Here is a 22807-nt window from a genome sequence, read left to right on the forward strand (position 1 = left end):
CATGGGCACATATATCTTGAAACGAATTATGGCCATTATTCCCATCTTTCTTTTGGCCACTCTTCTAACGTTTGGAATGATTCACCTTTCACCTGTGGACCCAGCTGAGGCATATTTATCTGCAGCACATATCCAATCTACAGATGAGATATTGGCTCAGAAAAGACATGAGTTTGGCTTAGATCAACCCCTCCATGTTCAATATGTAAATTCTATTATTAAGATATGCCAATTTGATTTTGGCATATCTTATCTTTCGAATAAACCTGTTTGGGAAGAGGTTACCTATCGAATGCCAGCGACCATTCAGTTAGCTTTAGGTAGCATCCTATTAGCTATCCTGGTCAGTGTCCCTCTAGGATTTTTGGCAGGCATTAAGAAAAACAGTGGTATTGACCATTTTAGTCGCCTTCTCTCTTTTTTCGGGGCGTCCATCCCTTCTTTTTGGCTTGGTTATTTATTAATTTTTTTCTTTTCTGTTAAACTCGACCTATTTCCTGTCGAAGGAATCGGGACTTGGCAACATCTGGTTCTTCCTTCCGTTACTTTAGCTTTGCCATTAATAGCTTTGTATACTCGACTATTACGTGCTAGCGTTCTTGAAAATATACAGGAACCTTATGTCCTTTTTGCTCGCACAAGAGGGATTCATGAAAAAGTCATTATGGGAAAACATGTATTGAGAATAGCCATATCCCCCATGATTACTGGACTGGGGATGAATTTAGGAAAGCTGCTGACTGGAACCATTATCGTCGAAGCGGTTTTTTCCTGGCCAGGATTCGGTCGTTATTTCATTGAAGCTATTTTTAATCGGGATGTTCCTGTCATTCAATGCTATGTGCTTTTAGCTGCGGGACTTTTCATTTTTAGCAACTTGATTGTTGACCTAATCCAAATGTGTATCGACCCACGCATCTCCAGAAAAGGAGGGCAACGTCAATGATAACAAGTCTTCGTATTATGATGAGAAGTCAGAAAGTGATTGTCCTTTGTTCAATAATATTAAGCTTCCTATTTATCATCACCATCTTGGCTCCTTGGATTGCACCTAATGATCCTATTGCTGTCAATTTAGCTAATAAACTACAGCCATCTTCTTTTGAGTATCCAATGGGAACGGATCATTTAGGAAGATGTACGTTATCACGCATCTTATATGGAGCTCGCATTTCGTTAGGATTTGCTACATTAATCTTTATTTCATCTTTAGGCATCGGTTTGATTGTCGGAACCCTTGCTGGTTATAAAGGTGGATGGGTGGACCAGGTGCTAATGAGACTGTGTGATGGTGTTATGGCATTTCCGAACCTTTTGCTCATTCTTGGACTTGTTGGTATATTGGGACCTGGCCTTAAACAGGTCATCATAGCATTGATGCTTGTACAATGGGTATATTATGCGAGAATTTTCCGAGGAATGGTACTTAGTCTAAAAGAACAAAACTATATAGCGGCGGCTAAAATAAGCGGTTCTTCTCAATGGAAGATAATAAAGAAACATATTGTTCCAAATGTTCTTCCTCCGCTCGCTGTTATGGGTACATTAGAAATGGGTTGGGCCATCATGGATATATCGGCCATGTCGTTTCTAGGTTTGGGCGTGCAACCCCCTACACCAGAATGGGGAGCAATGATTCATGAAGGGAAATCCTATATTCGGACGAATCCAGAATTAATGCTATATCCAGGTTTGATGATTATGCTTGTTGTCGTCACCTTCAATTTATTAGGCGAAGCGCTATCAGAACGTTTTGGAGTCAAACGTCGTTAATAAAAAGGAATGAGAAGATTGAGAACAGAACGGTCGAATGTATTAACAGTGAGCGATCTACATGTACAAGTACAAACAAAGGATGGTGCTTCCACCCTCGTTCAGGATATTAATTTTGAACTGGAAAAAGGGAAGGTATTGGGTCTTGTTGGGGAAAGTGGGAGTGGTAAAACCGTTACGAGTATGTCCATTCTACAGCTTCTTGATCGGAAAACAACGACAATTAAAGGGAGCATTACCCTTCAAGGACGAGAATTAAATGGTTTGGACGATAAAGAAATACGTGGTATTCGCGGCAAGGATATTGCCTTTATTATGCAAAATCCGATGAATTCATTTACGCCTGTTTTTACAATTGGCAATCAATTTGTCGAAACGATTAGGTCTCATACCGCATTGAATAAAAAACAAGCAAAAGAGCTTGCCATCGAGGCGATGCAAAATGTAAACCTGCCAAATCCCGCGAAACTATTAAAAAGCTATCCTTTTCAACTGAGTGGAGGTATGCTTCAACGGGTGATGATTGCGATGGCCGCATGTTTACAGCCTTCCGTTATTATTGCTGATGAGCCGACGACTGCACTCGACGTACATAACCAATTACAGGTACTTCGCCACTTGGATAAAATCCGTTCTGAATATGGAACATCCATTTTACTCATTTCTCATGATCTTGGCGTCATTTCTGAAATGGCAGATGATGTAGTCGTTATGCAACATGGCAGAATTGTAGAAACAGCAAATGTGTTTGAACTATTTGATAATCCGCAGCATGAATACACAAAGAAACTGCTAAATGCCCGCCTTAGCATTAAACATGAAGAGCCTATCACCCATATGTCGTGATATATGGACTGCATTTTTTGGAGGGGTGAACAAATGAGTTTATTACAAGTAAAAGCAGTAACTCATAGCTATAATTCTCATACGTTTTTAAAATGGAAAGAGCCTTCTAAAAAAGTACTCACTGACATTTCCCTCTCCATTGACGAAGGAACATGTTTAGGGCTGCTTGGCACGAGTGGAGCTGGAAAAAGTACATTAGGAAAAGTGATCCTTGGTTTAGAACGTCCACAGCAAGGACAGGTTCTGTTTCAAGGGCATGATATCTATACCGCTGATAAGCTTACCCGACAAAAGATACGCCGGGATCTACAAGTCGTCTTTCAGGATTCATATTCAGCTGTCAATCCACGAATGACCGCCGAAGGTATTATAGGCGAGCCATTGGAAAACTATGAAAAACTAACCGTAGCCGAACAAAAAAGAACGGTTATTGAGTTATTGGAAAGAGTGGGCCTAAGTGAAAAGGATTTAAAAAAATACCCACACCAATTTAGCGGTGGACAATTGCAAAGAATTAATATTGCTAGAGCAATCTCTCTTAAGCCACTGTTAATCGTCTTGGATGAATCCGTAAGCAGTCTGGATATGGTTAATCAAACATTGATTTTAGAATTATTAAGTGAGTTGAAAAAAGACTTCGGCTTATCTTATCTTTTTATTACACATGATATTAAAGCGGCTTATTCAATCTCTGATACTTTGGGTGTACTGGAAAAAGGAGAATTAATCGAGCATTACAATTCTAAAGATCAGTTTTTTTCGTCAGAACATCCTGTCGTTAAACAGATGAGAAGTTCTATACTCGCTGAGCATCCGCGTTTTCGTTCTCTTCCAATGAAGATTAACAAGCCCTAGTTTAGAATATATATTTGAAGGCCTCGATTTCCGTTTGAAAATCGAGGCCCTTGTTTATCTCATATTTGAGGAGTTGCAATAGCATACTTTATACCCGTTATCGTTTTTTATGATTTAGCGATGCGGGCTTTCGTTTTTATGTTGAATATCCGGCAGCCATCTGGCAGCTTCTTTTGTTTTTGCAACTAAAGGGGAAGTTGGTTTCACAAGCTATCGAGCGTTTCGCTGTAAGGGGGAATGCTTTTTATTTTTGTCTTATAAATGCATAAACAGTAATAATGTAATTAAATTCAATAATATTTTATTGTAAAACAATAAAATACGTGTTAAATTCAAATTGACAATAATTAAATGAGGTGCTTTTCATGAAACGAAGTTCAACACTCTTTTTAAAGGTAGCTGTTATTTTTATCGGCATTCCGGTTCTTGCTTTGTGTCTATTTTTGTTGCCTCAGATAGCGAATGAAGCAAATGAAGCAGCAGAAAGAGGTTCAGATTTGGCTTATGTGGTATATGGCCTATTAATGGTTATGTATGTGTCGGCAATCCCATTTTACTTCGCTTTGTATCAATCGTTTAACCTATTAAGCTATATTGACAAGAATAAAGCTTTCTCGGAATTATCAGTAAGAGCTCTAAAGAAAATCAAAAAATGTGCCATCATTATCACTGGCTTGTATGTGGTGGCCCTGCCATTCGTCTATATCATGGCGGAAGTAGATGACGCACCGGGTCTCGTACTAATCGGAATGGTCATGGTTTTTGCCCCCATGGTGATTGCTGTCTTTGCGGCTGTCCTTCAAAGACTTTTACAAGAAGCCATCGATATAAAATCAGAGAATGACTTAATAGTCTGAGGTGAATAACATGGCAATAATAATCAATATTGATGTAATGCTGGCTAAAAGGAAAATGAGCGTAACAGAACTTTCGGAAAGGATTGGAATAACGATGGCTAACCTTTCTATATTGAAAAATGGAAAAGCAAAAGCGATTCGACTATCCACGTTAGAAGCGATTTGTAAGGCTTTGGACTGTCAGCCGGGGGATCTTTTGGAATACAAAAGTGAAGAGGGCACTCAAGGACAATAGATCATTTAGGTAGGCTGCTGCGGCAGCTTTTTTTGTATGAAAACACAATAGTAAAAAGCCATGCTAAAATAAACCCTCCATATTCTCATTTTTTTGATGGGGGTAAATGTACTATGTCGTTATTTAACTGGTTATGCAGTTTGTTGTTCAGATGGAGCGATTGTATAGCCTTTCTTTTTTAGGTATTCGATCATTTTTAATTCTTTGTTATTTTGTTTTTCTTCAAGGTAATTTGAGCCTAGTTCATGATAAGGTTCTCCTGTTTTTAAGATGTTGTAAGTAATCGTTAATAGTAAATGGGCAGAAGCGATTCGTCCCTTCATTTTCCCCTGTCGTTTAGTAATCCTTTTTCGATGTGAAGCAATTCTATTATTTTGCCTTGATGTTGCTAATACACATTCTACGGCCATTGTTTTTAAAGCTTTATTTCCTTGTGTGGTTTTACTCGTTTTTTTTTACCAGCACTTTCGTAATTTCCAGGACTCACACCAGCCCAAGAGGCAAGATGTTTAGCTGACTTAAATACGGACATATCAACACCCATCTCCGCAATAAAAGTGGCTGCGGCAGCTTTGTTCACACCAGGTATACCATCCAATAATTCTACTTCCTTACGATAGGGGGACAGGAGTTGATCGATTTGTTTTTCCAATTCTTCTATGGTTTGTTCTAAATAACCCATATGATCCCAATGGTAACGCAACATATCACGATGATGACGGCGAATACGACCATTAATTGCACTTGCAATGTCAGTTATACTTGCTTTTGTTCGCCAATCCACCATTTTTCGAAGACCATCGGTCTCTATTTTTTCACCATTTAGAATCGCTTCAAGGATACGACGTCCCGATAAACCAAAAATGTCTGATAGAACGGATGTTAGCTTGATATTAGCATCTTGAAGGATTTTGTGAATGCGATTCTGCTCTGATGTGCGATGATGAATCAATTTTTTTCGATAACGAGTAAGATCTCGTAAATCACGAATATCCTCTGGTGGGACAAAATTGTTTTCAATAAGTCCGCATCTTAGAAGCTTGGCAAGCCATTCGGCATCTTTCACATCAGTTTTACGCCCTGGAACATTTTTGACATGTCTGGCATTGGCAAGAACAAGGTGAAAAGAACCTTCGAGTATATTCCATATTGGTTTCCAGTAGACTCCGGTACTTTCCATCACAACATCGGATACCTGCAGGGTAGCGAGCCAATCACTTAAAGCCAAGAGTCCCGTTGTTGTAGTTGAAAAAGTTTCAATAGAGGTCTTTGGCTTTTTATCTAATGGACCAAATAATACACAGGCTACTACTGTTTCTTGGTGTACATCTAGGCCAGCACACCGTTCAATCATTGCTTCCATAGGAGAAATCACCTCAAAAAAAATTAACAATACATATGACAGGAGATTTGTTACAAAAATTTTTGTATACGTACTAGTAGTACACTAAATGGTTCTTCCATACTGTCACAACCAGTTTCTTATACAGGGTATCTTCCTTAAGATCCACCAAAAAAAGTTCAGCCTGGTTGTATTGTTATTTTCCATTATTGTCAAGGGGTTAATGGGTTAGACTCTATTTTGAGTTTAGATTTTCGTAGTAGATGGTGGCGGCGAGGAGCGCCGCCATAGGAGTTTCTTATGGAACAGACGGGGTGGGATAGTTGAAAAGTGCTCTTTGGCTTTTCTTCAACTATTGGGCCAGTTTGTTGAAGAAGGATATTTTCTGTTTTTAGAGAAATAGAATTTAAATAAGCCATCCTCAAAATAGGTGGCTTGTGATATTTGTCATTCTTGTTTTATAAATAAAGAATCTGCTGGCATACCCTCTGGTAATTTTCATGAACAGCAATTCTCCAATTACTTAGGAAACTTTATAAATAATAACACCACTAATCCTGGGGTATATTAATAACAGTAATAGCGCAACAATGCATATCGTTCCGATTGAAGCTAAAACATTAAGGATTTTATTTGATTTTGTACTGAACAGCTTACAAAATACAATATTAACTCCAACTCCAGTAATTCCACCTAATGTATTCCCCATAAAGTCAGTTATATCGCTTGCACCTATAGCAAAGATGAATTGCAATCCTTCAAATAACAAACTAACTCCTGCTATTACTGCGATCTTTCTCAAGAAAGACCAATTTGGTTTTAGCATACTAATATAAATTCCCAATGGGATAAATGCAAGTACATTATAGATTATTTCATTAAAATCTATTTGATTATTAACATTAGCTGAACCAGCAAAAGGGATTAAGTTGATTTCCCTAAAATCCGGCAAGCTTTGGAATGAAAATTGCATTTTAAAGACTATAATCCATGTTAATGCAAATAAATATACGGCCAACAAGCCAGCAGTTATTTTTTTTTGATTGTTTTTTGAGTTTTCCATATAAATCCTCATTTCCTAATTCTTTTCAAATTTATAATCTATGCTTTATCCTACTTTACACTATGCTATCATCTCCGAAAATTTTTCAGATTTGATCCTCTACTTTATCTTGGGATATCGGTAATATCTTAAAAATAAAAGCTAATGCAAAAAACCAATAAAATTCCCACTTTTTCATTTCTAGTCTCCTCCATGAAGTAACATGTTTTAGGATAGGAAAAACTTTTAAAATAAATAGTGGGGTAAACATTAAATTTTTCTTAAATTTTTACTTGGATTTTATTATTAATCTTCTTAGGAATTCGCCATTGGTAATTGTGTATTTAAAATAAAATTGCGATGTTTGAAGATAGATGAGAAGTTTTGTATAAAGTTGTGATACTTTATCTTTTCAATCAAAGATTTCTAAATGAGTTTTGGCTAAACTTTTTGAAAACGGAGAGTACATTCAAAAAGAAAGGAAACCATTTTGATTCCTTTTATTGCTTGGGGTTTACAGAAAACTTTTAATCAAACTTTATTCAAAACCAACACCAATAATTGATGGATTTTGACATACCTGCAGAGAAATTGTAATCAAGTCGATAAAGTTGTTCCGATAAGAATCGCTTTTCTTAATGAACGAACGGGGCAGGTTAGTTGAATAACAGTTGCAGAACTCAGTATGAAATCCTTACTTCAATGCAGGATGTAAGGATTTTTTTGTTGAATAAATAAAAATAGAATATTATGGAATTTTCGTGTGAATAGGAGAGGGTAATATGTCGTTTATGATGGTTAAAAAAGAATTTAAGCTGGTTGGATTAAAGGGTAGTGGGGAGTTTGTTAACTTTGGTAATGAAGTACCCTTGCGTGCAAAGCAACTATTAAGTCGCTTAAACGAAATACTAAATCCAACAGAGAACGAAATTGCATTATTTGAGCCTAAAAAGGATGAGGAGCATAGGATAGGTCATTATTATGTAGGGTTAATTGTGAGTGAGAAATTATATGAAGTACCAACAGGTATGGATTATATTGAAATAAATAAAAGTTTCATAACTACAAGAGGGAATATATCTAATTTGGGAGAACTTCATTTGAATTTATTGAATTGGGCAGAAGAACAAGGTTATCAAAGAGATCTCGATTCTTATATTATCGAGACATATCACCTTATGGGGGAATGCAATGAAGAAGTACAGATTTATTTACCAATTCAGGCTTAAAAGACAAATCAAAAATCTTCTTCAACAAACGGGGCAGGATAGTTCAAGAGTACATAAGGAGTTATTGAACAATTGGGTCAGATTGCGAAGGAAGGATTGCTGCCTTTACAAAAGGTAAATTAGGTAAGGATAAATAGTGGTGAACCGAAAAGAAGGCACTTTTGAGTGGAGTTATTATTTGGAATTTAATGAATAAGATTGGAACCAATGCCCATTTAAAACGTAAGTAATGTAAAGACTTAAGGTTGGGAGGCATTAGTATGAGGCAGCTTTATATTAAACAGAAGGTATTCAGTCTAAGCGGGAAATTTACAGTAAAGGATCAGCAGGAGAAGGATATATATTACGTGGAGGGAAGTTTTATGCAAGTTCCGAAGACCTTCTCCATTATGAATACAGCAAGAGATGAAGTAGCACTCATAACGAAAAAGGTGTTCAGCTTTTTACCAAAGTTTTTGGTTGAGGTGAATGGTCGAGAGGTATTAACAATAAAGAAGGAATTTTCCTTCTTAAAAGCACGATATACAATTGATGCGGCAGGCATTGAAGTACATGGTAATTGGTGGGATATGGATTTTCAAGTTTTACAGCATGGTAAAATCGTAGGTAAAGTGGGCAAGGAGTGGTTCACTTGGGGCGATAGCTACAAGGTTCAAATAATTGATGAAGAGATGGAAACGATTATTATTGCACTTGTTGTTGCAATTGATTGTGTGAAGGCTGATCAAGCAGCTGCTTCCTCATCAGCGTCGATTTAAAATAGAAGTGTAAAATTAAAAGGCTGACAGTTTTTGTAAAATCACAGCTTGAACTGGTACGGTGAATTGTATCCTAATTAAATGACTAGACCATGTGGTGGATAAAGGTAAAATCTTGTTGAACGAACAGGTGCGTTAGCTGAAGATCGGAGCTGTCTTTAAGGCAGCTCTTTTCTTATGGCACTAGGGGGCAGGATAGTTGAATAAAGACAATGGTTTTTTATGGTAAAATTAATAGGAAAAGGATAATGAGGGGGATGACTATGGGAGGGTTGGAAATATACGAAATGCAAACTGAATTACATTCTGCACAAAATAAAAAATACGTCATACATGTGGAAGAAATATTTTGATACCTTTAGATGAACGATTCTTTATACTTAAAGTAGTTCTTATTGTAATTGCTGTATTGGTTGCCATTCCTGCCAAATGGATTCGTAAATGGTTCTGGAAGGACTAAAAATTTTTCGCATCAGTTTATTGCATATAACATATGACATGTTTTAAAGATTGTTGTCAAACGTAGTAAAGACAATGGCAAAGCCATGGGTAATGTAATACATAGTTAAATAAACATAAGTCTGCCCTGGTAGGTCAGATGCGATTTATATAGATGCAATTTCAGGATCAGTACCGACAAGCCCCTGTTTACAGTTAATTCTGTAGCAGGGGCTTATTGAAGAGACGGGGCAGATTAGCTCCATAATAAACAAGTGATTTATCCATTAATCATATATGTTAATATACAAAATAAACCAATAGAAAAATTAGGGGGATGAGTATGTTCTTACATAAGATTGATGAGGAGTTATCATTGAAACTGTTAGAATTAAAGGATGCAGAAAGAGTTTTCGAAATAACAAATCAATCCAGAGAATATCTACGAGAATGGCTTCCTTGGCTGGATAATACAACAACACTTGAAGATACAAAAGGGTTCATTAATATGTCTTTAAAAGGTATTGCTGAAAACAAGAGTGTCAATACAGTTATTATGTATAAGGGACAAATTGTTGGTGTAGCAGGTTATAACCAAATAAATTGGTCAAATAAAACTGCATATATTGGTTATTGGCTCGGAGAAAAATATCAAGGAAATGGAGTTATGACAAGAGTAGCTAAGGCATTGACTGATTATGCATTTAATGAATTGAAACTAGATAAAGTTGAAATTAGGGTTGCTGTGGAGAATAAGAAAAGTAGAGGAATTCCTGAAAGATTGGGTTTTGTTAATGAAGGTTGTATTAGACAAGCAGAATGGTTGTATGACCATTATGTTGACCATATTGTTTACGGTATGTTAGCTAAGGATTGGAATAAGTAGTAATTCATACCTTAAAGAACTAATGGGTGCGTTAGCTGAAGATCGGAGCCGTCTATAAGGCAGCTTTTTCTTTATGCAACTATCGGGGCAGGACAATTCCATAAGGAATACTATTAAGTGACATTATAGTCGGTTAAAAGCGTCAGTCCTGTTATTCCATTAAAGGGCCGGATTGAGGAGGATTGGAAAATTTTAATTCTACAAATAGATGTAAGTTCATGCTTTTTATGTAATAATTATTTTGTAGAAATGTAAAGTTGCAATTCATACATAGTGAAGGTGGGGATCATAATGGCAACGGGAACGCATACTGTAGTAGTTCCAGCAGATGTACAGGCAGTTTGGGATTATGTCAGTGATCTCGAAAAATGGGCAACGACAGTACCAGCCTATAAAGAACATGAAATCATAAATGACAAGCAATCTATTTGGACATTTGAAGGTAGTGTGAAAGGTATAAAGAAAACAATCCAAGCTCAGGTAGATATTACCGAATGGAATGAACCTTCAAATATTAAGTTTGAACTAAAAGGTTTATCAGATAATTTTACAGGAAGCGGTCACTTTACTGCAGAAGATGTTAATGGTAAAACAATAATGACTTGTACGGTGGAAATCCATGCAGGCGGATTATCTGGTGCGGTGTTAACACCAATTATTAAATGGGCTGTTCCAAAAGTAGCATCTCGTTTAACAGAATCTATCGCACGTAAAATTGCAGTATTCTCATAGTTTTCAAAGATTGAAAGCCAATTCATTTTGGAGATGCCTTCTCTGAATTATGGATGGTAACATTCCGAAGTAACCAATATAATGATATCGAGCGCTACTAGAAATTTTATAATAGCGGAAAGGGGGCTGTCCAAAAGGATGGCCTCTTTTTTAATATTCCAGAATCGCTTTTCTTAATGAGCTAACGGATGCGTTAGCTGAAGAACGGAGCTGTCTTTAAGGCAGCTTTTTTGTATGAAAACACAATAGTAAAAAGCCATGCTAAAATAAACCCTCCATATTCTCATTTTTTTGATGGGGGTAAATGTACTATGTCGTTATTTAACTGGTTATGCAGTTTGTTGTTCAGATGGAGCGATTGTATAGCCTTTCTTTTTTAGGTATTCGATCATTTTTAATTCTTTGTTATTTTGTTTTTCTTCAAGGTAATTTGAGCCTAGTTCATGATAAGGTTCTCCTGTTTTTAAGATGTTGTAAGTAATCGTTAATAGTAAATGGGCAGAAGCGATTCGTCCCTTCATTTTCCCCTGTCGTTTAGTAATCCTTTTTCGATGTGAAGCAATTCTATTATTTTGCCTTGATGTTGCTAATACACATTCTACGGCCATTGTTTTTAAAGCTTTATTTCCTTGTGTGGTTTTACTCGTTTTTTTTTACCAGCACTTTCGTAATTTCCAGGACTCACACCAGCCCAAGAGGCAAGATGTTTAGCTGACTTAAATACGGACATATCAACACCCATCTCCGCAATAAAAGTGGCTGCGGCAGCTTTGTTCACACCAGGTATACCATCCAATAATTCTACTTCCTTACGATAGGGGGACAGGAGTTGATCGATTTGTTTTTCCAATTCTTCTATGGTTTGTTCTAAATAACCCATATGATCCCAATGGTAACGCAACATATCACGATGATGACGGCGAATACGACCATTAATTGCACTTGCAATGTCAGTTATACTTGCTTTTGTTCGCCAATCCACCATTTTTCGAAGACCATCGGTCTCTATTTTTTCACCATTTAGAATCGCTTCAAGGATACGACGTCCCGATAAACCAAAAATGTCTGATAGAACGGATGTTAGCTTGATATTAGCATCTTGAAGGATTTTGTGAATGCGATTCTGCTCTGATGTGCGATGATGAATCAATTTTTTTCGATAACGAGTAAGATCTCGTAAATCACGAATATCCTCTGGTGGGACAAAATTGTTTTCAATAAGTCCGCATCTTAGAAGCTTGGCAAGCCATTCGGCATCTTTCACATCAGTTTTACGCCCTGGAACATTTTTGACATGTCTGGCATTGGCAAGAACAAGGTGAAAAGAACCTTCGAGTATATTCCATATTGGTTTCCAGTAGACTCCGGTACTTTCCATCACAACATCGGATACCTGCAGGGTAGCGAGCCAATCACTTAAAGCCAAGAGTCCCGTTGTTGTAGTTGAAAAAGTTTCAATAGAGGTCTTTGGCTTTTTATCTAATGGACCAAATAATACACAGGCTACTACTGTTTCTTGGTGTACATCTAGGCCAGCACACCGTTCAATCATTGCTTCCATAGGAGAAATCACCTCAAAAAAAATTAACAATACATATGACAGGAGATTTGTTACAAAAATTTTTGTATACGTACTAGTAGTACACTAAATGGTTCTTCCATACTGTCACAACCAGTTTCTTATACAGGGTATCTTCCTTAAGATCCACCAAAAAAAGTTCAGCCTGGTTGTATTGTTATTTTCCATTATTGTCAAGGGGTTAATGGGTTAGACTCTATTTTGAGTTTAGATTTTCGTAGTAGATGGTGGCGGCGAGGAGCGCCGCCATAGGAGTTTCTTATGGAATTAAAGGGGCAGGATAGTTGAAGAGTGCTGTTTGACCTCTGTTCAGCAAATGGGCCAGATAATGAGCAATAAAATAAGTTATTAGATTGTCTTTCAAACTCTATCACTCTTACAGCGATTTCATAAATTCTAACATTATGTATTGAAACTTATGTTACTTTATTAATGGAGGTGACATTTATGAAAAACAAACCAATCTATGTGGAAATTCCAATTCAGGCAACTATAGACGAGGTATGGCGTATGACTCAAAAGCCTGAACTACATGAACAATGGGATTTGCGTTTTTCTTCTATTACCTATTTACCGAAAAAATCAGAAGATGATCCGCAATCTTTCTTATATGAAACGAAATTGGGATGTGGTGTAAAAGTCGCTGGCTGGGGTAAAAGTATCGGTACGCATAATAAGAAGGATGGTCCAAAAACATCTTCTCTTCACTTTGGTACCGATCAAAAAATTTCGCCAATTTGTGAAGGAAAAGGATATTGGCAATATATACCGAAAGATAACGGAACCACATTTCTCACCCAATATGACTATGATGTACGTTATGGTTTATTTGGACGGTTTTTAGACCTCTTTTTTCGGCCAATCATGGGGTGGGCAACAGCTCTAAGCTTTGATGTGCTAAAACGCTGGATTGAAAAGGGGGAATCGCCACGATCACAGTATGTACGTTTCATTATTAACGCTATAGTAACAATGCTCTTTTTCTTTGTTTGGCTTTATCATGGGCTAATACCGAAGATGATTGCCAAACATCCTGAGGAAGTATCGATGCTATCTAGTTTAACTTCCTTGGAGGGGACTGCTGCTATAAAGGGTGTAGGGATAATAGGCGTTCTCGAGATTTTATTTGCAGTGGTTTGGCTTCTTTATCGTAAGAAAAGACATTTACTTGTTCTGCAGATGATTGCTTTTCCGGTATTGACCATTAGTGCCTTGATCGCCAGTCCTTCATTCTCATTACACCCGTTTAACCCTATTACATTTAATGCTAGTCTGTGGGTTCTTTCCATTATTAGCTTCTTACTCGCAACTGATTTGCCATCGGCAACAAGTTGCAAGCGTACGAGAAAGGGTGAATCATAATGACAATCTACCAAGACCTCTTAGGTGAGGATTTTCAAAGACTTCATCCTAAGCTACAAGAGCGTTATGCCCTACCAATTGATAAACCGTTTAATGGGGGCGGAACGATGTCAAAGATTGAAACGGGGGCTTTCTGGCTAAAACCCTTTTTAAAATTAGCAACACGCTGGAAATTTCTTTTTCCCGAAAACGGGAAGGATGTACCGTTTTCGATCAAAAATACCTGTAGATCATTGCCGACTGGTGAGGCAGAAATATATTGGGAGCGTACTTTTTATTTTGAAGAGATTACTCGGCATTTTAATGCGTTTATGACGGTTGATGCAAAGCGTAGAGTTGTGAAGGATTATTTAGGGGAGCCGAGCTTATTTTATTCGGATTTAAAATTTGCGGTGACACCTGAAGGGCGCATTCACATTCGCTCTGGTCCTCAACGTATCGTTATAGGTAACCTAGAGTTTCCAATTCTTCGGTTATTGGAAGGAGTTGTGAACGTTGAGGAAGGGTACGATGATACCCGAGAAGTATTTACGATTCAAGTCGATATACGAAACCGAATCGTAGGAAGGTTGATGGCTTATGAAGGCGAATTTAAGGAGCAGACTGTTTAGTTCAATCACCATTGCAGGTGTGTTCTTTTTCATAGTAAGCAGCATTTTGACATCTGAACCCTATTTGTTAATGCTGACAGCTGCACAGTTGATTTTCGTGCCACTTATGCTCCAGCTACTATTAGAAACAAAGGTGAAACATATTATTTTCAATTGGATTGCTATGCTCTCCATCTTATTATTGCAAGTTGTCCCATCAAGTACAGGACAGATGGTACTCGCTTTCATTTATATGATTTTAACCTTTTTTGTGGCGTGTTATGGGCTAAAGCGGTTTTTTCAGCGTGGTTTTACAAATTGGGCAGAAATATCGATTGATATCGGGATGATGTATTTATTTGTAGGCGGACTATGGTTCTTTGCTTATATTGCGGGAATTGATACAGGGTTTAGTCCACTAATCACATGGTTAACAGCTATTCATTTTCATTACTCTGCCTTTTTATTGTCCATATCTCTTGGTTTTTTTGGACGCTTACACGATTCAACATGGTATCGATTAATTGTGCCAATTATATTAGCAGGTCCCATGCTCGTCGCCATTGGCATTTCATTTTCGCCGTTACTGGAATTCATCTCTGTGTTGCTTTACATATTTGCCATTTACACCTTAATCGTACTTGCATACCGAACACGCTTCCTTTCCAACTTGCAGACGATATTGATACGGCTTTCATTCAGTGCACTAGGCATCACAATCTTATTTTCAGTGCTTTATGCGACAAATATTCGTTTGGACTTTGGTTTGTTAGTATTGATTTTATGCTAAAATTTCATGGCTTATTTAACTGTTTAATTTTTGGCATGTTAGGCGTACTCGGTTGGGTGCTTGTGCCTCCTGAAACGAAGCAGGATGTCTGGAATTTCCCAGTGAGCCGAATTCGAGGTGCGTTAAAAGGAGCAGGCAAGCAACACCCAGGACTAGTGGATGAACTAAGTGATTTTGTTGATACCAAAACTTTACCAAAAACAATCGTCCATTTTTATGAGAACACCGATCAGTATCGGTTATTTGCTTCTGTAAAATGGGCAACTTGGTTTAAACCGTTTGCGGTGTGCTATAAATTGATAAGTACAAAACTACAGCAATTGAACCTGCCCATCTCAAGTAAACGTACTGAAATGACATATAAAATACGTGCTGTTGATCAAACGCTAGATGGGAGGGAAAATCCACGCGCATGGATTCGCCAGGTGAAGGAGAATACAGTATTTGTGGCCATTTATTCTCAGCATAAAACGGAGGCCAGGACGTATATGAATATAGCACTTCCTCTTCCTTATTCGTCAATGATTGGTATTTTACAGCTTGACGCTATCGATGGCTCTCTTATTCTTTCGAGCGAGGGAGAAAGTGACTCTGGTATTTATTTAGCAGCTGGCAAAGTGCTTTTCAAGCTTCCATTATCCGAGCACTTTTTAATTAATGAAACAATTGCAGGAATACTCACAGCACATCATAAAATGCGAATCTTTGGCATTCCTTTCTTACATATTGATTACACCATTAATCAAAAATGATGGTGTAGGGTATTAATGCTTATTTGGAGGGATTTAAAGAGGGAAAATTCAATAAGATGAATTGGAGGATAATAGTTTTTCTAATTATTTATACAATCATTGATACGACTTATTCCATTAAAGGGCGCGATTCTTTAAAAAGGATCGCTTTTTTTAATGAACTAACAGGGCAGGCTAGTTGAAGAAGGATTTTGTTTTTACGTTAAACTGTATACAGTTTAACGGTTTTAGGAGGTGAAAATGATGAAACGTGCGATAGGAATATTTCTTACTCTTTCTTCTTTACATACTTAATTGTGGACATGCTTTATGATCCTGTTGAGAATAAAATAACAACAACAGATATGAATTCAGGAGTTACAACAGCAACAGTACTATATCAATATCCTTTGATGTATTGGGTAATTTGTGTCATTTTAATAATTACTTTTATTCTTGGGATTTACTTTATTCTAGCAAAGGAAAAGCAATATGAGGAACGTCCACTCTGTGATACTCCGGAATATACTAGAAATAAGTGAATCGAACTAATGGGTGCTTTACTTCAATAAGGGAGTTGCTTGGGCAGCTCTTTTTGTTATGGAGCTAAAGGGGCAGGATAGTTGAACTAAAGGAAACTTTTTCCTTTATTATTCGTATAAAAAATAATAAGAAACAAAGTTGTCCTTGGGAGGTGTAAAGGTGGATTACGGATTATTGGTTATTGGTATAGCTCTTTTACTTGTGTCTTACTTAGTAGCTGTGAAAAAACAAACCTGGTTGTTAGCTGGATTTAATGAAAAAATGATTAAAAATAAGTCTTTGTTAGGTACAGTAACAGGTGGGTTTTTTTTTCTTCCTTTTGGATTGTTAGCAGTTATCAATAGTTTCATTGACTATCCTTATGAAGGAACGGTTCTTATAATTGCTATGTTGGTTTTATTAACAATTACGTACGTATTTATCAATAGAAGATTACTCGATTAATGCAACGAACGGGTGCGTTAGCTAAAGATCGGAGCTGTCTTTAAGGCAGCTTTTTCTTCTTTAACTAGCAGGGGGTATTTTTTATTGTCTATACTGCCTATTAATATGGTATAGATTGGAGAGAAACAGGTATAATCTTAACTGATGTATGGGGTTTATATAAGGCAGATAAGCAAATCCAAGGTTTATTCTCCACAAACATTAAAGGCCTATTACGTGCAATTTAACTTGTTAATCGCAAAACAAAATATAAAAATAAATGATCGTTGGGAAAATCATCAGGGTTTTAGCCATAATAAATCCAAATGATTAATTTTAAATGTCTGCGTATGAGGTGCTTTAGGTGAAGATTCGAGCTGTCTTTAAGGCAGCTTTTTCTTATGGAACCATCGAGGCAGTTTAGTTGAATATGGTAATATTTAGATTTAGATAGATATAAGTAGAAAAGTTAATAACAAGGGGTGGTGTTTTTTGAAGAAAAATATTGGGAATGTAGATTTTTTTTTTAACTAAGTAGTAAAAAGACTTTGCAAAAAAAAACAATATTTCCCCTTAGAAACCTAAATTTGAAATCATCGAGAACGTAATGGTTATTAGCATTAAGAACCATTTAAAAGATGGAGTAGACTTAGATTGTTTTAATATTGTAAATCTTATTTACCGAACAATTGGACCTTTAGAAGAGAGACGAACAAACAAGAAATAGAATTATTGAGGCTTATGCAGAGTGGCAAGGGATTTTATTTTGATTATAGCATTGAAATGAATACCATTTGGCGATTAATTATATTACTAAGTTTTTAATTTTTTTACTGATATATGCAATGTTAGCAGTACACTAATAAAGTAATAAGGTATACTTCAGTAAAATAAGGTATATTATATTTGTTGAATAGATCTCTTTAAAGACAAGAAAAGTGGTGAACAAAGTGGGAAAATATCAATTGGATACCAAAGGTAAGGTAGCTGTGACAAAGTTTCATGAAAAACAGAAGCCTGCCAAATTTGATAAAAAGCAGCAACTTGAAAAAATACGTGCAGAGTATTTGAAAAAGAAGCAAAAACAAACAGATAAATAATATGAATGAAAACATAGGAAGACTAAAATCTCCCTATGTTTTTTTATTCGAAGTTCTTTTTTCAATTGATGATAGAGTTTATTATTCCCATAAATTTCAGATTCGGTGACAAAAAACTTGTCATTTCAATTTTACGCTTAATATTCATATTTATTTACTTATCGATTTCCTTTCTTTCAAAATTTGAATAAAAAGCTTTCTATTCAAATTTTCTAGAAATATAATGAAACCGAAAGGAGGCAATATGAGCATTATGAGCTTGATGTAATTAGCAGGTGTAGCCTTGTTTGTAGCTATCATTAACCCCATTCCATCATTTTTTGTAACAATGAAGTTGTTAAAGGAATATTAGACAAAATTACTATAGGTAGCTCCCGTCAGAACATCTTCAATGAGTGGATTGTTTATATGGAGTACAAAGTCTTGGACCTGATCTCATGATGAATGGAACAAGCAAGTAAAATAAATTGGAAAGTGCAATTGAGTACCAAATAATTAAAGGCGAGGTTTGAATATGACAACATTCCTTTTAGTCATCATTTATTTGGCTTTTATTAGCTTAGGCTTACCTGATTCATTGTTGGGGGTAGCGTGGCCTGTGATGCAATCGGACTATGGAGCCCCGCTTGAGACTGCTGGATTACTTTTTATGACGATAGCTGGTGGTACAATTATTTCCAGTTTAGCTAGCGGAATGGTACTTAAACGGTTTGGAACCGGCAATGTTACATTTGTCAGTTGCTTACTGACTGCTGGTGCTTTGTTGGGATTTCATTTTGCTCCATCGCTTGTTTGGTTAATTGTATGTGCCATACCACTTGGATTAGGTGCAGGATCTGTTGATGCAGGATTAAACGATTATGTTGCTACACAGTATAAGGCACACCATATGAGTTGGTTACATTGTTTTTGGGGAGTCGGGGCTACTTTTGGTCCTATCATTATGGCTCAGTTTATCTCAGAACAACATTCTTGGAGAAATGGATATCTTGCAATCTCTGGAATTCAGTTCACGTTAACTATAATCCTTCTCTTCACTTTACCCTTATGGAATAGAGTGAAAAAAAACAGCAATATAAAATTAAATGAAGAGCAGGAAGATTCAAAAGGTGTATTTTATAATGAAGATGCTAAACATGTAAAACCTCTACAGATTAAAGGAGTTAAACTGGCTCTGATCTCCTTCTTGTTTTATTGTGGGGTTGAATCAACAGTGGGTCTTTGGGGAAGTAGCTTTCTGGTAAATGTCAAAGAGTTACCCGTAGCGGTTGCTGCACAATGGGTTTCCTTATATTACGCAGGGATAACAATGGGTAGATTTATTACAGGCTTCATTACCTTTAAAATGAGTAACCGTACTCTCATTCGGGTGGGGCAAATAATAGCTTTAGCTGGTGCCACACTTCTATTCCTACCATTGCCTTCCACTTTTTCGCTTGTAGGTTTTATTATGGTTGGACTAGGATTAGCACCGATATTTCCGTGTATGTTGCATGAAACTCCAACACGTTTTGGGAAGAAGCATTCCCAGACAATTATGGGGTATCAAATGGCTGTTGCTTATACAGGCAGTACTTTCATACCACCTCTTCTTGGCTTCATTGCATCTCATTCAACAATAGGAATCTTTCCATTTTGTATTGCTGTTTTTGTTGCAGCAATGCTCCTAAGTTCAGAAAAATTGAATACCTTACTGACAAAGAATGATTTATTAACGAGGAAAGATAAAAGCTCAAAAGCATTTTAAGTATCCTCGAAATCAATCACCTTAGATCGATTACCACCGAAGTAGTAGAAGCTGCACGAAATAGCTTAGTGCTTGGACGTATATAATAAAGAAACCCAGCTATTCTACTCATGTGAAGATAGCTGGGTTTTTAAAGAGGTATGGACTTGATTTTTGCTGGTGGCTACCCCTAATGCCCATGAGGTCCGTGGCTCTTTAAACAAACATACTGCCGCCGTACGAGCATATCGCCAGGCTTGACCAGGCCGCCGCTGCGATCTGGCCTGGTCAAGCCTGCTCACTACCCTGTTTTTAGTCCGCCCATTCAACATCGGTCGTGAACACAATTGTTAACCATCGATCAGTACTTTCCTCGCCGATGGCATTACCGATTTCATCACGGATTGCGTCCCACTCTTCAAGGCATTTTGCCGGCCACCCGCCAGGCACAATAAAGTATAGTTCAATTTGCTTTCCCCGGCCAACCTTTGCGACGTAAGCTCGGTAAGAAACGAAGCCGTAGCGCTTCACAAAGTCCTGTGCGACCTCGTCCACATGCTGCTTGAGTGATTGAGGGGTGATCAGCAGGACATCCGCCAAGGCCCGCTTTACCGTTGAAATCGGCAGCGGAATAATTACCAAACAGATCAGCACAAGTACTGCAGGATCAATATAGGGTGTAAGCCATTCCAAATTCGTTCCTTCAAAAGCGTATCCGATGCAAAAAGCGATCAAGAGCGCAGCGGTGATGCCACCGGTCATCATCCAGGCCTTAGCGTCAAGGGCAACAAAATCCGAGCTAAGTGTCTTGTTTAAGCGTGTTTCGAAAATCGCCATAAAACAGCATGCGATCATCGTCACAACGGCATAGACGATGGCGAAACCGAATTCGAGATTGCGACCGCCCGTCAGAAGACTACCAATTGCATTAATCAACGCGTAAACGGCCGCTCCCATGAGCATGACACCGTTGAGACCAAGGACGATTGGCTCCAAGTGCCAAAATCCCATTGTGAAGCGTTCACTCAATTTACCATTCTGCTTATTCGGTGCAGTGGACGAGGTAATCAACTTTGAGACAATGAGCGCCAAGACACTCATGATTGCATCGGTCAGAGAATAGAACCCATCAAAGGTGATAGAGAACGAACCTGATAGCAGGCCGAAAATGATCCCAAAGCAAGCAACGAAGATGGTAACGCCAATGGAGACTCGAAGTATTCTTTGTTCGGTATTCAATTTTTTTCCCCCTAGGATTGCAGCCAGAATAGCCGTAGTAGCGTTTCCTCTACTGGACGCCTACTTTAAGTGAAAACATCGCCATTATCTGCTCTTTAACATCATAATAATCTCCCAACCTTTCAAGTATCATTTTTGTCTTAAGGTTCAGAGTTTATACACCCTAAAACTGTCGTGCTCTTGACTGGTTTTTGGTTTATAAAAATCGATTAGTCTAATTTGCCTCGAACAGAGATAACTTAAAACTACTTTAAATATGATAAACGATGTGCAACCATTGATTTAACAGTGATTGTCAATTTGGCATACACAAATTATTACATAAATGGACATAGAGTGGAAGAGTGGGTTGACTAAAAGGTACATGGTATGCAAAAAGTGCCTTGGAGCATTGAATTAGCTGAGCCTATGAAATTAAAAGACGAATTAATAAAAAAAGGAGTTAAGGTATCATGAATGGAGTTGGATTTTACTCGAGCCCCAGTTAAGGATCGTCAAGATTGCAATCTTGAAGTTGGCAATGAAATTAAAATACATTTAACTAAAACTAAGTAGGCGCGTGTGTCCTTGATTCTTTAGTAAAAAGCTTCATGTTACTAACTGTTCAAATTAGCAGTGCTGGTGCAAAGGGGCGAAAAACATTTGACTCGATGATAAACAGAAAATGTGTATGAAAATGGTAACGAAGCCACAATTAAATGGGATATTTGGACATAGCAGACCATAATAGGTAACATCAAGCTGGTATTAGCCAATCGCGTATATGGTTAAGCCAAAGTTGATATGTCGTTATCTTGTAGATAGGGGCTATGAAAGAAAAGGAAGGTAAGCGAATAGATGATCTAATTCTATATGGGAAACAGAAGAATGGAAAAGGAAATCTTATCGCTATCCCTAACAACTTAAGGATAGGCTATACTCATCTAGACACAAAATTTCAGGTCAGACTACTACAGATACAACGAGTTATACAAAAGAGGCCCGATATGCGACGTGATATACAACTGAATGAACGAGCTTTCTCTTCCAAGGAAGTGGCAGAAGAAGTGGGGATTGCAACTCAAACTGTTCGAAAGTATGGTCAAATCTTGGAGCGGAATGGATATGAGTTTTTGAAGGATGAAGATCGACGTATCTTTGTTCAATCTGACATCGGAGCGCTTATAGCGCTACGCGATACGGACAAACCCCTAGACGATACAGCTAAAGACCTTGTATATCAACAAAAAGAAAGATTAGAAGGATCCAGTGAAACACAGATAGCGATACCCGATACATATGAAAAAAATTCATTTGCAAGTTATATCGTACAACGATATGAGACAAAAAAAGTGCCGGTCAATCCCTGTTCTGGAGGAACTCTAGTAAGGTTGACTCTTGTTTTTGAGTATAAGTTCTTAACCTTCTCAACTCCCATTAACCCATGTTCTCATTCAATTAAAAGAGAGCTAGATTATTAACCAATAAACTTGCAGCTACGTGTGAAATGAGCATCTACCTGACAAACGATATGTCACATTCAAATTTCAACAATTTCCCGAGAAATAACTACAAATTCTGAGCGGATATCGACAAAATTAGAAGCGCTTATTGAGTAAAATTGATATCTATGGAGTTTTTTAAAAAACTTATATACAAGTTGCAAAAGAGGATTCCTTATCGAGCATAACGAAGAGTTTAATATTTATGAAGTTAACGCATTGGTGTTACCAATTGAGCTGTTTTTTTCAT

Annotated in this window: 24 protein-coding genes and 1 pseudogene; 18 read left to right on the forward strand and 7 right to left on the reverse strand. The window is 37.3% G+C overall.

What is annotated here, in order from left to right; translation table 11 throughout:
- Window position 1 precedes the first annotated feature (1 nt).
- The 6 genes from nikB to MKX49_RS27655 all read left to right on the forward strand — a co-directional run bounded on the left by nikB (window position 2) and on the right by MKX49_RS27655 (window position 4566).
- Complete coding sequence (nikB, locus tag MKX49_RS27630; RefSeq protein WP_340878382.1) at window positions 2-946, forward strand: nickel ABC transporter permease subunit NikB; 945 nt, start codon at window positions 2-4, stop codon at window positions 944-946.
- Window positions 943-1773 (forward strand): nickel ABC transporter permease subunit NikC, encoded by an 831-nt coding sequence (nikC, locus tag MKX49_RS27635; RefSeq protein WP_340878383.1) that lies wholly within the window; start codon window positions 943-945, stop codon window positions 1771-1773. Before nikB ends, nikC begins: the two co-directional genes overlap by 4 nt.
- Before the next feature lie 18 nt (window positions 1774-1791).
- Window positions 1792-2619 (forward strand): nickel import ATP-binding protein NikD, encoded by an 828-nt coding sequence (gene nikD / locus MKX49_RS27640; RefSeq protein ID WP_323599167.1) that lies wholly within the window; start codon window positions 1792-1794, stop codon window positions 2617-2619.
- 33 nt (window positions 2620-2652) lie between these two features.
- Complete coding sequence (gene nikE, locus MKX49_RS27645; protein WP_340878384.1) at window positions 2653-3474, forward strand: nickel import ATP-binding protein NikE; 822 nt, start codon at window positions 2653-2655, stop codon at window positions 3472-3474.
- Window positions 3475-3839: 365 nt separating this feature from the next.
- Complete coding sequence (locus MKX49_RS27650; protein ID WP_323599168.1) at window positions 3840-4331, forward strand: DUF2975 domain-containing protein; 492 nt, start codon at window positions 3840-3842, stop codon at window positions 4329-4331.
- Window positions 4332-4341: 10 nt separating this feature from the next.
- On the forward strand, window positions 4342-4566 hold the full coding sequence (locus MKX49_RS27655) for a helix-turn-helix domain-containing protein (protein WP_340878385.1): 225 nt from the start codon (window positions 4342-4344) through the stop codon (window positions 4564-4566).
- Window positions 4567-4697: 131 nt separating this feature from the next.
- Here the strand turns inward: MKX49_RS27655 and MKX49_RS27660 are convergent, their stop codons facing one another.
- The 4 genes and pseudogenes from MKX49_RS27660 to MKX49_RS27675 all read right to left on the reverse strand — a co-directional run.
- Window positions 4698-4889: a hypothetical protein gene (locus MKX49_RS27660; RefSeq protein ID WP_101226107.1), complete on the reverse strand. Its 192-nt coding sequence runs from the start codon at window positions 4887-4889 to the stop codon at window positions 4698-4700.
- 92 nt (window positions 4890-4981) lie between these two features.
- On the reverse strand, window positions 4982-5929 hold the full coding sequence (locus tag MKX49_RS27665) for an IS110 family transposase (protein ID WP_231892157.1): 948 nt from the start codon (window positions 5927-5929) through the stop codon (window positions 4982-4984).
- Window positions 5930-6431: 502 nt separating this feature from the next.
- A complete protein-coding gene (locus MKX49_RS27670; RefSeq protein WP_340878386.1) occupies window positions 6432-6971 on the reverse strand; it encodes a VanZ family protein in 540 nt (179 codons plus the stop codon).
- 88 nt (window positions 6972-7059) lie between these two features.
- A pseudogene (locus tag MKX49_RS27675) lies at window positions 7060-7149 on the reverse strand (carboxypeptidase); the annotation flags it as partial.
- A 583-nt stretch (window positions 7150-7732) separates the two neighbouring features.
- Between MKX49_RS27675 and MKX49_RS27680 the strand changes: the two are divergent.
- From MKX49_RS27680 to MKX49_RS27695, 4 genes are all read left to right on the forward strand, one after another.
- Window positions 7733-8179, forward strand: a complete 447-nt coding sequence (locus tag MKX49_RS27680; protein WP_323599170.1) for a GyrI-like domain-containing protein — start codon at window positions 7733-7735, stop codon at window positions 8177-8179.
- A gap of 260 nt (window positions 8180-8439) precedes the next feature.
- The gene (locus MKX49_RS27685) at window positions 8440-8937 is read left to right on the forward strand and encodes an LURP-one-related/scramblase family protein (RefSeq protein WP_340878387.1); all 498 of its coding nucleotides are present in this window, start codon (window positions 8440-8442) and stop codon (window positions 8935-8937) included.
- Between the two features lie 781 nt (window positions 8938-9718).
- Entirely contained in the window at window positions 9719-10261 is a 543-nt protein-coding gene (locus MKX49_RS27690) for a GNAT family N-acetyltransferase (RefSeq protein ID WP_340878388.1), read from the forward strand.
- Window positions 10262-10552: 291 nt separating this feature from the next.
- On the forward strand, window positions 10553-10993 hold the full coding sequence (locus MKX49_RS27695; RefSeq protein ID WP_048687801.1) for a CoxG family protein: 441 nt from the start codon (window positions 10553-10555) through the stop codon (window positions 10991-10993).
- Between the two features lie 329 nt (window positions 10994-11322).
- Here the strand turns inward: MKX49_RS27695 and MKX49_RS27700 are convergent, their stop codons facing one another.
- Window positions 11323-11514, reverse strand: coding sequence for a hypothetical protein (locus MKX49_RS27700; protein WP_101226107.1), 192 nt, complete (start codon window positions 11512-11514; stop codon window positions 11323-11325).
- Between the two features lie 92 nt (window positions 11515-11606).
- Window positions 11607-12554 (reverse strand): IS110 family transposase, encoded by a 948-nt coding sequence (locus MKX49_RS27705; protein WP_231892157.1) that lies wholly within the window; start codon window positions 12552-12554, stop codon window positions 11607-11609.
- Between the two features lie 465 nt (window positions 12555-13019).
- Here MKX49_RS27705 and MKX49_RS27710 point away from each other — a divergent pair, with 465 nt between their 5' ends.
- From MKX49_RS27710 to MKX49_RS27740, 7 genes are all read left to right on the forward strand, one after another.
- Window positions 13020-13934 carry a DoxX-like family protein gene (locus MKX49_RS27710; RefSeq protein WP_340878390.1) on the forward strand — a complete coding sequence of 305 codons (915 nt, stop codon included), beginning with the start codon at window positions 13020-13022 and terminating at the stop codon, window positions 13932-13934.
- Window positions 13934-14545: a DUF4166 domain-containing protein gene (locus MKX49_RS27715; protein ID WP_340878391.1), complete on the forward strand. Its 612-nt coding sequence runs from the start codon at window positions 13934-13936 to the stop codon at window positions 14543-14545. Before MKX49_RS27710 ends, MKX49_RS27715 begins: the two co-directional genes overlap by 1 nt.
- The gene (locus MKX49_RS27720) at window positions 14514-15314 is read left to right on the forward strand and encodes a YndJ family protein (RefSeq protein ID WP_340878393.1); all 801 of its coding nucleotides are present in this window, start codon (window positions 14514-14516) and stop codon (window positions 15312-15314) included. The genes MKX49_RS27715 and MKX49_RS27720 overlap by 32 nt, the downstream gene beginning before the upstream one ends.
- Complete coding sequence (locus MKX49_RS27725; RefSeq protein ID WP_340878394.1) at window positions 15308-16066, forward strand: hypothetical protein; 759 nt, start codon at window positions 15308-15310, stop codon at window positions 16064-16066. Before MKX49_RS27720 ends, MKX49_RS27725 begins: the two co-directional genes overlap by 7 nt.
- 681 nt (window positions 16067-16747) lie before the next feature.
- Complete coding sequence (locus tag MKX49_RS27730) at window positions 16748-17032, forward strand: DUF3784 domain-containing protein (protein WP_048687533.1); 285 nt, start codon at window positions 16748-16750, stop codon at window positions 17030-17032.
- Window positions 17033-17961: 929 nt separating this feature from the next.
- On the forward strand, window positions 17962-18111 hold the full coding sequence (locus MKX49_RS27735) for a hypothetical protein (protein WP_048680414.1): 150 nt from the start codon (window positions 17962-17964) through the stop codon (window positions 18109-18111).
- A gap of 514 nt (window positions 18112-18625) precedes the next feature.
- Entirely contained in the window at window positions 18626-19858 is a 1233-nt protein-coding gene (locus MKX49_RS27740) for an MFS transporter (RefSeq protein WP_340878396.1), read from the forward strand.
- 291 nt (window positions 19859-20149) lie between these two features.
- On the opposite strand, the gene MKX49_RS27745 is transcribed toward MKX49_RS27740, so the two are convergent.
- A complete protein-coding gene (locus tag MKX49_RS27745; protein WP_323599181.1) occupies window positions 20150-21076 on the reverse strand; it encodes a cation diffusion facilitator family transporter in 927 nt (308 codons plus the stop codon).
- Between the two features lie 986 nt (window positions 21077-22062).
- Here MKX49_RS27745 and MKX49_RS27750 point away from each other — a divergent pair.
- Complete coding sequence (locus tag MKX49_RS27750; protein WP_340878398.1) at window positions 22063-22536, forward strand: hypothetical protein; 474 nt, start codon at window positions 22063-22065, stop codon at window positions 22534-22536.
- The last annotated feature ends 271 nt before the right edge of the window (window positions 22537-22807 follow it).

The organism is Peribacillus sp. FSL M8-0224 (genome assembly GCF_038003055.1).
GTDB lineage: Bacteria > Bacillota > Bacilli > Bacillales > DSM-1321 > Peribacillus > Peribacillus frigoritolerans.

Coding starts and splice junctions, on each gene's coding strand:
- nikB (WP_340878382.1), top strand. CDS start 2: ATGGGCACATATATCTTGAAACGAATTATGGCCATTATTCCCATCTTT.
- nikC (WP_340878383.1), top strand. CDS start 943: ATGATAACAAGTCTTCGTATTATGATGAGAAGTCAGAAAGTGATTGTC.
- nikE (WP_340878384.1), top strand. CDS start 2,653: ATGAGTTTATTACAAGTAAAAGCAGTAACTCATAGCTATAATTCTCAT.
- MKX49_RS27650 (WP_323599168.1), top strand. CDS start 3,840: ATGAAACGAAGTTCAACACTCTTTTTAAAGGTAGCTGTTATTTTTATC.
- MKX49_RS27655 (WP_340878385.1), top strand. CDS start 4,342: ATGGCAATAATAATCAATATTGATGTAATGCTGGCTAAAAGGAAAATG.
- MKX49_RS27660 (WP_101226107.1), bottom strand. CDS start 4,889: ATGAAGGGACGAATCGCTTCTGCCCATTTACTATTAACGATTACTTAC.
- MKX49_RS27665 (WP_231892157.1), bottom strand. CDS start 5,929: ATGGAAGCAATGATTGAACGGTGTGCTGGCCTAGATGTACACCAAGAA.
- MKX49_RS27670 (WP_340878386.1), bottom strand. CDS start 6,971: ATGGAAAACTCAAAAAACAATCAAAAAAAAATAACTGCTGGCTTGTTG.
- MKX49_RS27680 (WP_323599170.1), top strand. CDS start 7,733: ATGTCGTTTATGATGGTTAAAAAAGAATTTAAGCTGGTTGGATTAAAG.
- MKX49_RS27685 (WP_340878387.1), top strand. CDS start 8,440: ATGAGGCAGCTTTATATTAAACAGAAGGTATTCAGTCTAAGCGGGAAA.
- MKX49_RS27690 (WP_340878388.1), top strand. CDS start 9,719: ATGTTCTTACATAAGATTGATGAGGAGTTATCATTGAAACTGTTAGAA.
- MKX49_RS27695 (WP_048687801.1), top strand. CDS start 10,553: ATGGCAACGGGAACGCATACTGTAGTAGTTCCAGCAGATGTACAGGCA.
- MKX49_RS27700 (WP_101226107.1), bottom strand. CDS start 11,514: ATGAAGGGACGAATCGCTTCTGCCCATTTACTATTAACGATTACTTAC.
- MKX49_RS27705 (WP_231892157.1), bottom strand. CDS start 12,554: ATGGAAGCAATGATTGAACGGTGTGCTGGCCTAGATGTACACCAAGAA.
- MKX49_RS27710 (WP_340878390.1), top strand. CDS start 13,020: ATGAAAAACAAACCAATCTATGTGGAAATTCCAATTCAGGCAACTATA.
- MKX49_RS27715 (WP_340878391.1), top strand. CDS start 13,934: ATGACAATCTACCAAGACCTCTTAGGTGAGGATTTTCAAAGACTTCAT.
- MKX49_RS27720 (WP_340878393.1), top strand. CDS start 14,514: ATGAAGGCGAATTTAAGGAGCAGACTGTTTAGTTCAATCACCATTGCA.
- MKX49_RS27725 (WP_340878394.1), top strand. CDS start 15,308: ATGCTAAAATTTCATGGCTTATTTAACTGTTTAATTTTTGGCATGTTA.
- MKX49_RS27740 (WP_340878396.1), top strand. CDS start 18,626: ATGACAACATTCCTTTTAGTCATCATTTATTTGGCTTTTATTAGCTTA.
- MKX49_RS27750 (WP_340878398.1), top strand. CDS start 22,063: ATGCGACGTGATATACAACTGAATGAACGAGCTTTCTCTTCCAAGGAA.